Raw genomic sequence first — 13,590 nt, 5'->3', positions numbered from 1 at the left:
GGCCGGGCCGGGGCCTCAGGGTTTTTCGGCGGGGAGGCCGTGTTCCAGGACGTTCAGGGAGCGGTCGACGAGGCTCTCGTAGTCGTCCCGCTGGCCGTGCTCGGCCCAGTACATGGACGTCTCCATCAGGCCGCCGATCAGTGACATGGCGTAGACCCGCACCTCCAGGCTCTCCGGATCGCGGCCGGTGCGCTCGCCGATGGCCTGGCAGAGCATGTGGCCGGTCACCGACATGCTCTCCATCATGCGCGAGCGCACCGCGGGGACCTGGACCATCAGGTGCGTCCGCAGCCGCAGGATCCGCTCGTCCTCGTCGACGGCCTGCCGGACGGCCCGCCGCAGCACGTACCGGATGGTATCCGCCCAGGGTTCCTCCGCGGGCCGCTGCCTGATCTCCTCCAGGATGAACGGGTCGTACTCGTCGGTGAGGACGATGTCCTCCTTGGTGGGGAAGTAGCGGAAGACGGTCGACGGCGACACCTCCGCCCGGTCGGCGATCTGGTCGATCGTCGTGGCGTCGTACCCCTGCTCCTCGACCAGGGCGTACGTCGCCGCGCGGATCGCCTCACGGGTCTTGATCTTCTTGCGTTCGCGCAGACCGAGGCGGGGGCGGTCGGCGGCGGAGGCAGGGGAGTGAGCGGCCGTCATGCCCGTCATTGTCCGGCATCTCCCGCGGGGGCGGCCACGGCCGGGACCTGCTCGCGTTCCGTGCGCCGCGCGGTCGGGGTGTTCGGCAGGAACGCCGCCGCCAGCAGCGCGGAGACCAGGGCGGCAACGCCGCACACGAGCAGGACCACGCCCATGCCGTGGACGTACGCGCCGTTCGCGGATGCGGCGAGGTGGGCGGAGCCCGTCTTCTCGGCGATCAGATGCGCGGCGACCACCGAGTCCCCGGCCGTGTGGGCGGCCGGTGCGGGCAGGCCGGCCACGTCGAGCCGGTCGCGGAAGACGCCTGCCAGCAGGCTGCCGAGCAGGGCGATGCCGATCGCGGAGCCGACCTGGCGCAGGGTCATCAGCAGTCCGGATCCGCTGCCGGCCCGGTCGCGGGGCAGGGTCGCGAGGGCGCCGGTCATGGACGGTACGAGTGCGCAGCCGAAGCCGAGTCCGGCGATGGTGAGCCACAGCGCGGTGAAGCCGTAGCCCGAGTCCGTCGTCGTACGGCTGCCGAGCAGGGCGGCGAAGGCCAGCACCACCAGGCCCGCGCTGACCGTGGCGCGCGACCCGAAGCGGTCGGCGAGCGGGGGAGCGAGCTTCGCGGCGACGGACAGGCCGAGGACCATCGGCAGCATCCGCACGCCGGTGCCGAGGGTGTCGTTGCCGAGGACGGCCTGGAGATAGGGCGGCAGCACGAACATCAGGCCGGACAGCACGAACATCACGAGGGTCGCGGCGACGGTGTTGAGCAGGAAGCCGCGCTGGGCGAGCAGGCTCATGTCCAGCATGGGGCGCCGCACCTGGCGCGAGCGCAGCACCAGCCCGGTGATCAGGACCGTGGCTCCCGCGAACATGGCGAGGACCAGTGGATCGCCCCAGCCTCGGTCGGGGGCCTCGATGATCGCGTAGATGAGGGCGCCGAGCCCGGCCGTGGTGAACACGGTGGAGAGGGAGTCGATCGCGGGGGTGGCCGGGTCGCGGGTCTCGGGCAGCAGCAGGACGCAGGCGAGGATGCCGAGCGCGACCATCGGGATGTTGATCAGGAAGACCGAGCCCCACCAGAAGTGGTCGAGCAGCCAGCCGCCGATGATCGGGCCCAGCGGCAGGCCCAGGGCCGAGCCGGTGGAGACGAGGCCGAGGGCCTTGCCCTGCTCGTCGGGCGTGAACAGGGACGGCAGCACGGACATCGCCAGCGGCGTGATCAGCGCGGCGCCGACGCCCATGACGGTGCGGGCGGCGATCACCCAGTTCACGTCCCCGGCCAGGGCACCCATGAGGGAGCCGGCCAGGAAGATCCCGAGTCCGGTGATCAGTATCCGCCGCCGTCCGAACCGGTCACCGAGCAGTCCGGCCGGGAGCATCAGCGCGGCGAACACGACGACGTACGCGTCCGCCATCCACTGCTGCTGGCCCGTGGTGGCTCCGAGCTGCTCCGCCATGGTCGGCAGCGCCACGTTGAGGATCGTCATGTCGAAGCCGAGCGTGAGCATGCTCGCGACCAGGGCTCCGAGGGCCCACCAGCGGCGGGGGTCGTGCCGCGTCTCGTCGGTCTGGGTGACAGCAACCATGAAATGAGAGTAACTCTCAAAAGATGGCTGTCGTCAATAGGTGTGTGCTGTCAGGGCATGAAAAACGGCCACGGCGGGAGTGCCGTGGCCGGAAAGAGGCTCGCTCGGAAGGGTTATGCGTGCTGGTACGCCACCAGCGAGATGCCCACGTAGTGGACGACGAACGCGGCGAGGGTGAAGGAGTGGAAGACCTCGTGGAAGCCGAACCAGCGCGGTGAGGGGTTCGGGCGCTTGATGCCGTAGATCACGCCGCCCGCGCTGTAGAGGAGACCGCCGACGATCACCAGGACCAGGACGGCGATGCCGCCGGTGCGCATGAAGTCGGGCAGGAAGAAGACGGCCGCCCAGCCCATCGCGATGTAGCAGGGGGTGTAGAGCCAGCGCGGGGCGCCGACCCAGAAGACGCGGAAGACGATGCCCGCCGCGGCCGCGGCCCAGATGCCCCACAGCAGCCACTGGCCCTTGGCGCTGGGCAGCAGCAGCATGGTCAGCGGCGTGTAGGTGCCCGCGATGATCAGGAAGATGTTGGCGTGGTCGAGGCGGCGCAGGACGCCGTCCATCCGGGGGCTCCAATTGCCCCGGTGGTACAGGGCGCTGACGCCGAAGAGCAGGCATGCCGTCAGGACGTAGATCCCGCAGGCGATGCGGCCTCTGGTGGAGTCGGCGAGGGCGGTGAGCACCAGCCCCGCGATGAGTACGGCCGGGAACATGCCGAGGTGCAGCCAGCCGCGGAGCCTGGGCTTGACCGGATGCGGCAGGGAGAGCGCGGTGGGACCACGGCCGGCGGCCGGCGAGTCCGTGGGCGCGTCGGGGACGGGCGCAGTCATGCGGGGCATGGTACCTACGGCCCCGTAAGTCGCGCGTCAGGGCGCCCTCATGAGTGACCGTACGCAAAAGGTCCTTCTGTTGAACTCCACGTGCACGCAAAGAATCACGGAAACCGTGGGATTCCTCACGTTGCTCACCTGTGATGCCCTCTGGACAGATGGGCACTAGAATCGGATGATCAAATGAGTGCGGTCGGCACCGGATGAGCAGCTACGAAGCGTCCGGGTCGCAGCCCCCACGGGGCGACAAGACAAAAAATCCCTCATTTAGGAGCAATCGTGGCGCGCGACATCGCGGCTCCCACCGGCATCCCCACCAACCATCAGGAACTGATCTCGTGGGTCAACGAGATCGTCGAACTGACCCAGCCGGACAACGTGGTCTGGTGTGACGGATCCGAGGCCGAGTACGAGCGACTGTGCGAGGAGCTCGTCGGCAAGGGGACCTTCAAGAAGCTCGACCCGATCAAGCGCCCGCACTCCTACTACGCCGCCTCCGACCCGACCGACGTCGCGCGCGTCGAGGACCGGACCTTCATCTGCTCGGAGAAGGAGGAGGACGCCGGCCCGACGAACCACTGGATGGCCCCCGCGCAGATGCGCGAGGTCTTCGCCGGTGAGAAGGGCGTCTTCCGCGGCTCGATGCGCGGCCGCACCATGTACGTCGTCCCCTTCTGCATGGGCCCGCTCGGCTCCAAGCTCTCCGCCATCGGCGTGGAGATCACCGACTCCGCGTACGTCGCCGTGTCCATGCGCACCATGACCCGCATGGGCCAGCCGGTCCTCGACGAGCTGGGCGACGACGGCTTCTTCGTGCGCGCCGTGCACTCGGTCGGCGCCCCGCTGGAGCCCGGCCAGGCGGACGTCCCGTGGCCCTGCAACCAGACCAAGTACATCTCCCACTTCCCGGAGACCCGCGAGATCTGGTCGTACGGCTCCGGCTACGGCGGCAACGCGCTGCTCGGCAAGAAGTGCTACGCCCTGCGCATCGCCTCCGTCATGGCCCGCGACGAGGGCTGGCTGGCCGAGCACATGCTGATCCTCAAGCTCACCCCGCCCACCGGTGAGCCGCGCTACGTCGCCGCCGCCTTCCCGAGCGCCTGTGGCAAGACCAACCTCTCGATGCTCGACCCGACGGTCCCCGGCTGGACCGTGGAGACCATCGGCGACGACATCGCCTGGATGCGGTTCGGCGAGGACGGGCGTCTGTACGCGATCAACCCCGAGGCGGGCTTCTTCGGCGTCGCGCCGGGTACCGGCGAGCACACCAACGCCAACGCCATCAAGACCCTGTGGGGCAACTCCATCTTCACCAACGTCGCCCTCACCGACGACGGCGACGTGTGGTGGGAGGGCCTGACCGAGGACGCCCCGGCCCACCTCACGGACTGGCGCGGAAACGACTGGACCCCGGCCTCCGAGACCCCCGCGGCCCACCCCAACTCCCGCTTCACCGTCCCCGCCTCCCAGTGCCCGATCATCGCGCCGGAGTGGGAGGACCCGAGGGGCGTGCCGATCTCGGCGATCCTCTTCGGCGGCCGCCGCGCCACCGCGGTGCCGCTGGTGACGGAGTCCTTCGACTGGAACCACGGCGTGTTCCTCGGCGCCAACGTGGCGAGCGAGAAGACCGCCGCCGCCGAGGGCAAGGTCGGCGAGCTGCGCCGCGACCCCTTCGCGATGCTGCCGTTCTGCGGCTACAACATGGGCGACTACATGGCCCACTGGATCAAGGTCGGCAAGTCCGCGGACGCGGCGAAGCTGCCGAAGATCTACTACGTCAACTGGTTCCGGAAGAACAACGAGGGCAAGTTCGTCTGGCCGGGCTTCGGTGAGAACAGCCGCGTCCTGAAGTGGATCGTGGAGCGCCTGGACGGCAAGGCCGAGGGCGTCGAGACCCCGATCGGCATCCTGCCGACCCGGGACGCGCTGGACACCAACGGCCTGGAACTGGCCGAGTCCGACCTGGAGTTCCTGCTCACGGTCGACAAGGACGTCTGGCGCGAGGAGGCGGCCCTCGTCCCCGAGCACCTCAACACCTTCGGCGACCACACGCCGAAGGAGCTGTGGGACCAGTACCGCGCGCTGGTCGAGCGCCTGGGCTGAGACCCGCAGACAAGACTCCACGGCCGGTTGGGATGCCCTGACCAGCGATCGTCACGGCCGGCCGTGGTGACAGCACCACGATGGGGCCCGGGGCCCGCACCGTACAACGGCGTACGGAGCGGGCCCCGTCGGCATACGGCCCGGCGCAGACGCAGGTCGGTACACGCCACACGTGGCGCAAAAGGTGTATCCATGAGCAATTCGCCTATGGTGATCCCGTGCGCGGAATTCTGCTGGCCGGGGGTACCGGCTCAAGGCTGTGGCCGTTGACCCGTTCGGTGTCGAAACAACTGCTGCCGGTTTTCGACAAGCCGATGATCTACTACCCGCTGTCCACACTGCTGATGGCCGGCGTCCGGGAGATTCTGATCATCACCACCCCGGAAGACCAGGACCAGTTCCGCCGGTTGCTCGGCGACGGCACTCAACTGGGCCTGCGGCTGGAGTACGTGGCACAGGAACACCCGAAGGGCATCGCTCACGCGCTCGTCCTGGGGGCCGACTTCATCGGCGAGGAGCCGGTCGCGCTGATCCTGGGTGACAACATCTTCCACGGCACCGGCCTCGGCACACGGCTGGCCCGCTACGACGATCTGAAGGGCGGCAGGGTGTTCGCCTACCAGGTCGCCAACCCCTCGGCCTACGGCGTCGTGGAGTTCGACGAGCGGGGCCGGGTGCTGTCCATCGAGGAGAAACCGGTCCGGCCGAAGTCGCGGTACGCCGTACCCGGACTGTACTTCTACGACAACCGGGTCGCGGAGATCGCGCGCGGCCTCAGGCCCAGCGCCAGGGGCGAGTTGGAGATCACCGACCTCAACCGTGTCTATCTGGAGGCCGGAGAACTGCACGTCACCCGGCTCGACCGGGGCACCGCATGGCTGGACACCGGGACCTTCACCTCCATGGTTCAGGCGTCGGAGTTCGTCCGGGTGATCGAGGAGCGCCAGGGCTTCAAGATCGGCTGTATCGAGGAGGCTGCCTGGCGGGCCGGCCTGATCGACGACGACCGGCTCCGGGAGCTGGCCCGGCCGCTGCGCAAGAGCGGGTACGGCCATTACCTGCTGGGGCTTTTGGAGGAATACCCGAGCCTCGTCGCGCCCCGACGGAGCAGCGTGACGGAATCCTTCTCCTGACTAAAGTCGCGCGGCTGACGTCCCGAAGACACGGACGTCAAGTTCGGCAAGAACAGCTGCGTGATGGAAGGAAGTGGTCACGTGCGACCACTGGGCATTGAAGGGGCCTGGGTGGACACACCCAGTGTCTTCGCGGACAACAGGGGCCGGTTCCACGAGTGGTTCAAGGCCGAGAGATTCGTCGATTCTCTCGGCCAGGGGTTCCGCCTCGCACAGGCCAACTGCTCCCGCTCCGCCCGCGGTACGCTCCGCGGTATCCACTACGCGTCGGTTCCGCCGGGACAGGCCAAGTATGTGACGTGCGTCAGCGGCGCCGTCCTCGACGTGGTGGTCGACATCCGAACCGGTTCCCCGACTTTCGGGAAATGGGAGGCGGTTCGGCTGGACGACGCCACACACCGCTGCGTCTATCTGTCGGAAGGGCTGGGGCACGCCTTCATGGCGCTGGAGGACAACTCCACGGTCATCTACCTGTGTTCGGAGGGGTACGCGCCACAGCGGGAGTTCGGGATCAATCCGCTCGATCCTTCGCTGGCCATCGCCTGGCCCGAGGATCTCGTGCCGTGCCTTTCCGGCAAGGATGCGGCGGCGCCCACGCTGGAGGAGGCCGAGCGGGCGGGCCTGCTGCCCTCCTTCGAGGCCTGCAGCGCGTATCGCGGAAGTCTCGCAGTCGCCGAGTTCCATTGAGTCGGAATTCCCGTTGCCCGATGAACTATTCCGGCTCAATGCAGCCACCCGGGTGATTTTGGACTATGCCACAGGCTGATGCGTAATCATTCCGTGGCCGGACGTGAACAATGGCTGTGTCAGTGACCACGGACGTGTGAGCGTATTCAGTGCGTGCGTTTCCGGTGTCGTCACTTCACTCAAGTTTCACGAGGAAGGTTCTCAGTGAGCCGTAGAACAATGCGAAGTTCACGCGTGAAATCCGCGACCTTGGTCTCGGTGGGCGCGCTGGCCGTCGTACTCAATATCGCTCCGAGTGCGGTGGCCGTCGCCGACGCGATCCACCGGTCCGGCGCGAACAGCAGTGTGGGGCTGCCCGGCCCGAACGGCGCCGTGAGTGCCGACCGGAACACGGACAAGAGCAGCAGCACCAAGGCCGACCGCGACCGTGGCCCGCAGGGGCCGCGTGGCGAGCGGGGCCCCCAGGGGCATGACGGGCACGACGGCCAAACCGGCCCTCAGGGCCCGCAGGGCTACCAGGGTGTCCCGGGTGTTCAGGGGCCGAAGGGTGACAAGGGAGACAAGGGCGACACCGGCGCGCAGGGTCCGCAGGGTGGGTCCGGGGGTGTCCAGGGAACGCCCGGTCTCCCGGGTCCGCAGGGCTTCCAGGGTGAGCCGGGCGCGCAGGGCTTCCAAGGTGACCCGGGTGCGCAGGGCACCACGGGCGCAGCGGGCCCGCAGGGTGCCACGGGTACGACGGGCCTGACGGGTGCCACGGGTCCGCAGGGTGATCCGGGTGCCACCGGCGCCACGGGTGCCACCGGTCCCACGGGCCCGCAGGGCGACACGGGTGCCACGGGCTCGCAGGGTGCCACTGGTCCTACCGGCCCGCAGGGCGCCACGGGTTCGACCGGTCTGACGGGTGCCACGGGTCCGCAGGGTGTTCAGGGCGATGTCGGTGCCCAGGGTGTTCAGGGCGATGTCGGTGCCCAGGGCTTCCAGGGTGACGTTGGTGCCCAGGGTGTTCAGGGCGATGTCGGTGCCCAGGGCTTCCAGGGTGACGTTGGTGCCCAGGGTGTTCAGGGTGACGTCGGTGCCCAGGGTGTTCAGGGTGACATCGGTGTCCAGGGTCCGCAGGGCTTCCAGGGTGACATCGGTATCGGTGTCCAGGGTGCTCAGGGTGACATCGGCGTCCAGGGTGTTCAGGGTGACACCGGTGCGCAGGGTCCGCAGGGCTTCCAGGGTGACACCGGTGCGCAGGGTCCGCAGGGCTTCCAGGGTGACACCGGTGCGCAGGGTCCCCAGGGCTTCCAGGGCAACACGGGTGCCACGGGTGCCACGGGTGCCACTGGTCCCACGGGCGCCCAGGGCGCCACGGGTTCGACCGGTGCGACCGGTGCCACGGGTCCGCAGGGCGATCCGGGTGCCACCGGCACCACGGGTGCCACCGGTCCCGCGGGCCCGCAGGGCTCCACGGGTCCGCAGGGTACCCAGGGTGTCCAGGGTGCCCAGGGCTCTCTGGGGACCACCACCGTCGTGACGGACCCGGCCGGTCCGCAGGCGCAGTCGACTGCCACGTGCCCCACGGGCCAGGCCATCGGCGGCGGATACCAAGGCGGTGCCACTACCGCCACCGCGTACCAGAGCCAGCCGATCGGCGGCAGCCCTGCCACCGGGTGGCAGGCCGCCACCACCGACCCGGCAGGAGTGACGGCCTTCGTGATCTGCAGTCCGTGACCAACCGTGGGGCGGGCGGCGGTGCGACACCGGCTCCCCGCCCCACCTCGGACGAACGACGGTGCCCCGAGGCTTCGGCCTCGGGGCACCGCCCGCGTTCCGCCGGCGCTTCCGACGTCGTGGCACACCCGGCGTCGAATCCGACGACATTGGCATGAGTCGGTCCGGCTTGCCGGGAATGTGCCGCGGCCTTGAGTAGCGTGAGGGGCAGGTTCCGGGAACCGGGCAGTTCCCCGATTCTGAACGCTGGACGGCAAGAAAAGCGGAGAGCCATGCATATCCTTGTGACCGGCGGCGCCGGATTCATCGGTTCGGAATATGTCCGCAGACGGATGGAATCCGACCCGACGGCGCGGATCACCGTTCTCGATAAACTGACTTATTCGGGGAACGAGTCCAATCTGGCGCCGGTGGTGGAACACCCGGGTTACACGTTCGTCCGGGGCGACATCTGTGACCCGGACGTGGTCGACCAGGTCATGGCGGGCCAGGACGCGGTCGTCCATTTCGCCGCCGAGTCGCATGTGGACCGGTCGATCGACGGGGCAGGTCCGTTCGTCCGTACGAATGTGATGGGCACGCAGGTGCTCCTGGACGCGGCCCGCCGCCATCGCGTCGGCCGCTTCGTCCACGTGTCCACCGACGAGGTGTACGGCTCCATCGGCGAAGGCTCGTGGACCGAGGAGTGGCCGCTCGCGCCGAACTCCCCGTACTCCGCCTCGAAAGCCGGCGCCGACCTGCTGGCGCTCGCCTACCACCGCACCCACGGCCTGGACGTCGTGGTCACCCGGTGCACGAACAACTACGGGCCCTATCAGTTCCCCGAGAAGGTCATCCCGCTCTTCATCACCAACCTGCTCGACGGGAGGACGGTCCCCCTGTACGGCGACGGCCGCAACATGCGCGACTGGCTGCACGTCTCCGACCACTGCCGGGGCATCGACCTGGTCCTGCACGGCGGCAGGGCCGGGGAGGTCTACCACATCGGCGGCGGGACCGAGTTGAGCAACCACAAGCTCACCGGCCTGTTGCTGGACGCGGTCGGCGCGGGCTGGGACAGGGTCGCCTACGTGGCCGACCGCTTGGGCCACGACCTGCGCTACTCGCTGGACGACAGCAAGATCCGCGAACAGCTCGGGTACGCACCGCAGGTGGACTTCGCCGAGGGCCTGGCCGCCACGGTCTCCTGGTACCGGGCGCACCGCACCTGGTGGGAGCCGCTCCGGGAGAGGGCGGGGCTCCGGTGAGCGCCGGATGGCTGGTGACCGGTGCCCGCGGGCTCCTCGGGCAGGAGGTGCTGGCCGAACTCGCCGCCCGTCCGGATGCCGTGGTGACGGGACTCGGCCGTGACCAGCTGGACATCACCGACCCGGCCGCCGTCCGCGCGGCCGTCACGGGCCACCGTGTGGTCGTCAACTGCGCGGCCTGGACGGACGTCGACGGCGCCGAGCGGTCCGAGGCGGCGGCCATGGCCGTGAACGGCACGGGCGTCCGCCACCTGGCACAGGCCTGCGCGGACAGCGGCGCGCTTCTGCTGCACGTCTCCACCGACTACGTGTTCCCGGGCGACAGCCGTCGGCCCTACCCCGAGGACGCGCCGACGGGGCCCGTCAACGCGTACGGGCGCAGCAAGGCGGCGGGGGAGCAGGCGGTCGCCGAACTGCTGCCGCACACGGGCTACATCGTGCGCACCGCCTGGCTCTACGGCGCGCACGGCCGCAACTTCGTGGCCCGCATGCTCGAACTGGCGGGCCGGTGCGAGACCTTGGACGTGGTGGCCGACCAGCACGGCCAGCCGACGTGGTCCCGTGCGCTCGCCCGGCAGCTGACCGACCTCGGCCGCGCGGCCCTGGCCGGGCGGGCGCCGGCGGGCATCTACCACGGCACGGCGGCCGGCCGCACCACGTGGTACGGCCTGGCGCGGGAGACCTTCCGCCTCGCCGGCCTCGACCCGGAGCGGATCCGCCCGGTCGGCTCGGAGAAGTTCCCGCGCCCGGCCGCCCGCCCCGCGTTCGGTGTCCTCGGTCATGGAAACTGGGTCCGAGGCGGCCTCGCGCCCCTCCCACGGTGGGACGAGCAGCTGACCGCAGCGCTGGCCACGCCCCCCTTCGCCGCCCTGGCCGCGGCGGCGCGCACGGACAGCGCACGCCTGTCGTCCTGACCGGTGGGAGTGCGGCCCCGAACACCGGAGCGCCCTGCGGAACCTGACGGCTCGCAGGGCGCTCCTTTCCATCTATGGGCCCTAGACCAGCAGCGGTCCTCCGCAGCGCTCGGCGCCCTCCTTCATCGCGATGAGGTTGGCGACGACGTAGGAGATGTTGTTCCGGGAGTGCCACTCGGTCGGGAAGTAGGTGACCAGACGTGACGACTGGAACTTGGCCTCGATCTCGGGCACGAAGGCACGGTACTGGTTGTCCGTGTAGTACCAGAACGAGTTCTCGTTGTAGTAGGCGACGTGGGTCGGGTCCTGGTACGCGCCGCGGCCGTCGGAGCTGGGTGTCATGGTGAGGAGCATGCCGCCGGGTGCCAGCAGCCGGTACAGCTCGTTGATCAGCGGAATCTTCGCGGGCACGTGCTCCAGGAAGTCCACCGCCCGCAGCAGACCGACCGAGTTGTCGGGCAGGTCCAGCTTTCCGGGCAGGGTCGCGACGATGTCGACGCCCTCACCGGGGTACTGGTCCACGCCCAGATAGCCGGGCGGCTTCCGGTGGGCCGCGCCGAGGTCCAGCGCGAGCAGTTCGCGCCGGTGCGTCCAGGCGAGGGCGTTGGCCTCGACGTACTTGTCGTACAGGGCGACTGTCTCGCGCTGGATGTGCGCGTTGATCTCCGGGTCGCGCTGGGTGTTCGCGGGGTGCATCCGCTGCAGGTACAGGCAGCGGGGGATGTGGTGGAAGTCGCCGAGGTGGAACAGACGGCACATCAGGTCCTGGTCGTCCAGCACGGTGCGCGTCGCGTCGTAGCCGCCGGCCTTCTCGTAGGCCTCCTTGCGGAACGCCCGCACGTGGTTCGGCGCGTACCAGATGTAGGAGACGTTGTGCGGCGTCGGCTCCATGGAGACGGCCTGGAGCAGCTTGCGGCCGTCGACGCGCACGTCCTCGTATTTCCAGCCGTGCGCCTCGTTGAAGCGGGTGTCGTCCCGCTTGCCGTCCTCGGTGATCTGGGCGGTGTTGCTGTAGACGAAGACGGCTTCGGGATGGGCGTCGAACGCCTTGGCCAGTTCCGCCAGGCATGCCTTCGCCAGGAGGTCGTCGTGGTCCAGTTCGACGAGGATCTCGCCGCGTGCGAGTTCGCAGGCCCTGCGCTTCGCCGCCCCGACGCCGCGAATGCTGTCCGCGATCTCCACGCGGACCCGGTCGTCGTGTCGCTCCGGCCGCCACCGGGCGCCGTTGTTGAGCAGGACGATCCACTCCCAGTCCTTGCAGGTCTGCGCCTGCAGGGACTTGAGGCACTCATCGAGGAAACGGGGCTGGTGGCTGGGGGTGAAGACGGAGAACCTGGGGGTTGCAGTCAGCGTCATTCGGTGGCACCTGCCTGACTCGATGTCGGTGTGGGGCTTACGTCGTCCCGGAACTGTTCCGGGACCTGGGAGAGGAGCGAGGGATCGGTCGCGACGGCGCGGCGGAACTCGTTCTCGGCCTCGTCGTCATGGTGCTTCTGCGCCAGAACCCAGCCGAGTTGGAGATGGGCCGTGGCGGCGTTGGGCGTGGCGGCGATGGCACGCTTCAGGAGTTCGACGGCGCGGTCGGTGTCGGTCGACTTCAGCAGGATCGCCTCGTTGTAGAGGGCCGAGCCGTACTTCGGGTCGATCTTCAGCGCCTTCTCGTAGGCCTCACGGGCTTCGGCTGTTCTGCCGCCCCGTTGCGCGATGACCCCCAGGTTGTACCAGGCCAGTTTGTTGCGAGGCTGGAGCTTCAGCACCCGCTGGTAGGTTCTGGTCGCCCCATCGGGATCCTGGTACTTCTCCTGCAGCAAGGCGCTCTGGAAAAGCGTATTGGCTTCCTGGGCCTTCCGGTTCACCGAAGTGGCCTCGGATTCCGGGGTCGTTGCCGAGTGGGATTGAACTGCCCAGGCGGTCACCCCGGTCGCAACCGCGGCCGCACAGGCAAGCCCCGCCCACAATCGCCTACGTCTCATTTTTTCACATCTCGTAGAAACGGTGAGGGACCAAGGATGTGGTCGGAGTCCGAACCAGCATCATTTCCACCGACGTTACGAGTGCTGTGTGATGGTGCAGCCGTTTGGCAGGCAATTGCGGTGTGCAGTCCACCCGAATGCAGGCATCAGAGCCATCAAAGGCGAAAGGGGAAATCGGATGTCATGGCGCCCGGTCCGCGCGTCGCTGCGGGTGCACGCGGACCGGGGCCGACAGGGGGACCCCTGAGGCGGGGTCAGTGGGCCGCGCTGAGTTCCTTAGGGTCGGCCAGGGCGGCGGCGTGCGCGTCCATGCGCTCGGCCGCGAGGATCGCCGCCGCGGTGTCCGCCCGGGAGGCGGCGACCACGAGGGCGCGGCCGGCCAGGGCGTGTGCCCGCTGGTGCAGGGCGGCGGGGTCACCGGCCGCAGCCGGCGTCGCGCGGAGCGGCGTACGTCCTTCCCGCAGTCGGCCGACCTCGCCGGCGAGGCGTTCCGCGGCCGCGTCCAGATCGGTCGACGGGGTCAGGGCGCGCAGGTCGTCGGTGACGGCGAGCAGCGCGGAGAGGTGTCCGGCCAGCTGGATGTCCAGCTCCTCCTCGCGCGACCGGTGCGGAAAGTCGGAAGGGGTGCCGGCCATCGTGCTGTGGACCGACTTGGTGCGGATCGGTTCGTACATGGGGATGGCCTCCTGTGCTCTGACAGGAAGCCATCCTAGCTTGGATTTCGTCTAAAGTTGAGTCGTGTCACGGACTGCGGTCCGCCGGTCTCCG

General features: G+C 69.1%; 12 protein-coding genes. 5 read left to right on the top strand and 7 right to left on the bottom strand.

Annotated features, from left to right (window positions below; translation table 11 throughout):
- Positions 1–15: 15 nt before the first annotated feature.
- The 3 genes from ACFY3C_RS27835 to ACFY3C_RS27825 form a co-directional block, all read right to left on the bottom strand.
- Positions 16–657 carry a TetR/AcrR family transcriptional regulator gene (locus ACFY3C_RS27835; protein ID WP_386579241.1) on the bottom strand — a complete coding sequence of 214 codons (642 nt, stop codon included), beginning with the start codon at positions 655–657 and terminating at the stop codon, positions 16–18.
- Positions 654–2,222 carry an MFS transporter gene (locus tag ACFY3C_RS27830; protein ID WP_390772662.1) on the bottom strand — a complete coding sequence of 523 codons (1,569 nt, stop codon included), beginning with the start codon at positions 2,220–2,222 and terminating at the stop codon, positions 654–656. The genes ACFY3C_RS27835 and ACFY3C_RS27830 overlap by 4 nt, the downstream gene beginning before the upstream one ends.
- A 113-nt stretch (positions 2,223–2,335) precedes the next feature.
- Positions 2,336–3,049: a hemolysin III family protein gene (locus ACFY3C_RS27825; protein ID WP_386579244.1), complete on the bottom strand. Its 714-nt coding sequence runs from the start codon at positions 3,047–3,049 to the stop codon at positions 2,336–2,338.
- Between the two features lie 279 nt (positions 3,050–3,328).
- Between ACFY3C_RS27825 and ACFY3C_RS27820 the strand changes: the two genes are divergently transcribed.
- The 3 genes from ACFY3C_RS27820 (at position 3,329) to ACFY3C_RS27810 (ending at position 6,972) form a co-directional block, all read left to right on the top strand.
- Positions 3,329–5,152 (top strand): phosphoenolpyruvate carboxykinase (GTP), encoded by a 1,824-nt coding sequence (locus tag ACFY3C_RS27820; RefSeq protein ID WP_390772661.1) that lies wholly within the window; start codon positions 3,329–3,331, stop codon positions 5,150–5,152.
- A 218-nt stretch (positions 5,153–5,370) separates the two neighbouring features.
- Positions 5,371–6,285 carry a glucose-1-phosphate thymidylyltransferase RfbA gene (gene rfbA / locus ACFY3C_RS27815; RefSeq protein WP_390772660.1) on the top strand — a complete coding sequence of 305 codons (915 nt, stop codon included), beginning with the start codon at positions 5,371–5,373 and terminating at the stop codon, positions 6,283–6,285.
- A gap of 81 nt (positions 6,286–6,366) precedes the next feature.
- The gene (locus ACFY3C_RS27810) at positions 6,367–6,972 is read left to right on the top strand and encodes a dTDP-4-dehydrorhamnose 3,5-epimerase family protein (protein WP_390772659.1); all 606 of its coding nucleotides are present in this window, start codon (positions 6,367–6,369) and stop codon (positions 6,970–6,972) included.
- A gap of 228 nt (positions 6,973–7,200) precedes the next feature.
- On the opposite strand, the gene ACFY3C_RS27805 is transcribed toward ACFY3C_RS27810, so the two are convergent.
- Positions 7,201–8,565 (bottom strand): hypothetical protein, encoded by a 1,365-nt coding sequence (locus ACFY3C_RS27805; RefSeq protein ID WP_390772658.1) that lies wholly within the window; start codon positions 8,563–8,565, stop codon positions 7,201–7,203.
- 395 nt (positions 8,566–8,960) lie between these two features.
- Here ACFY3C_RS27805 and rfbB point away from each other — a divergent pair, with 395 nt between their 5' ends.
- Complete coding sequence (gene rfbB / locus ACFY3C_RS27800) at positions 8,961–9,935, top strand: dTDP-glucose 4,6-dehydratase (RefSeq protein ID WP_390772657.1); 975 nt, start codon at positions 8,961–8,963, stop codon at positions 9,933–9,935.
- Positions 9,932–10,849 (top strand): dTDP-4-dehydrorhamnose reductase, encoded by a 918-nt coding sequence (gene rfbD / locus ACFY3C_RS27795; protein WP_390772656.1) that lies wholly within the window; start codon positions 9,932–9,934, stop codon positions 10,847–10,849. The genes rfbB and rfbD overlap by 4 nt, the downstream gene beginning before the upstream one ends.
- Before the next feature lie 81 nt (positions 10,850–10,930).
- Here the strand turns inward: rfbD and ACFY3C_RS27790 are convergent, their stop codons facing one another.
- The 3 genes from ACFY3C_RS27790 to ACFY3C_RS27780 form a co-directional block, all read right to left on the bottom strand.
- Entirely contained in the window at positions 10,931–12,205 is a 1,275-nt protein-coding gene (locus ACFY3C_RS27790) for a glycosyltransferase (RefSeq protein ID WP_390772655.1), read from the bottom strand.
- Positions 12,202–12,705, bottom strand: coding sequence for a tetratricopeptide repeat protein (locus ACFY3C_RS27785; protein WP_390772654.1), 504 nt, complete (start codon positions 12,703–12,705; stop codon positions 12,202–12,204). Before ACFY3C_RS27785 ends, ACFY3C_RS27790 begins: the two co-directional genes overlap by 4 nt.
- 371 nt (positions 12,706–13,076) lie before the next feature.
- Positions 13,077–13,496 carry a hypothetical protein gene (locus tag ACFY3C_RS27780; protein ID WP_390772653.1) on the bottom strand — a complete coding sequence of 140 codons (420 nt, stop codon included), beginning with the start codon at positions 13,494–13,496 and terminating at the stop codon, positions 13,077–13,079.
- Between the last annotated feature and the right edge of the window lie 94 nt (positions 13,497–13,590).

Origin of the sequence: Streptomyces sp. NPDC001410, from assembly GCF_042895235.1 — a bacterium.
In the GTDB taxonomy this organism is placed as follows: Bacteria; Actinomycetota; Actinomycetes; order Streptomycetales; family Streptomycetaceae; genus Streptomyces.
Note: the sequence above shows the minus strand (reverse complement) of the source record. Positions and strands in the feature narration are given on the sequence as shown.

What these genes read in the sequence shown, in the direction of transcription:
- ACFY3C_RS27835 (WP_386579241.1), bottom strand. Translation starts at nt 657, where the DNA reads ATGACGGGCATGACGGCCGCTCACTCCCCTGCCTCCGCCGCCGACCGC.
- ACFY3C_RS27780 (WP_390772653.1), bottom strand. Translation starts at nt 13,496, where the DNA reads ATGTACGAACCGATCCGCACCAAGTCGGTCCACAGCACGATGGCCGGC.
- ACFY3C_RS27825 (WP_386579244.1), bottom strand. Translation starts at nt 3,049, where the DNA reads ATGACTGCGCCCGTCCCCGACGCGCCCACGGACTCGCCGGCCGCCGGC.
- ACFY3C_RS27790 (WP_390772655.1), bottom strand. Translation starts at nt 12,205, where the DNA reads ATGACGCTGACTGCAACCCCCAGGTTCTCCGTCTTCACCCCCAGCCAC.
- rfbB (WP_390772657.1), top strand. Translation starts at nt 8,961, where the DNA reads ATGCATATCCTTGTGACCGGCGGCGCCGGATTCATCGGTTCGGAATAT.
- ACFY3C_RS27830 (WP_390772662.1), bottom strand. Translation starts at nt 2,222, where the DNA reads ATGGTTGCTGTCACCCAGACCGACGAGACGCGGCACGACCCCCGCCGC.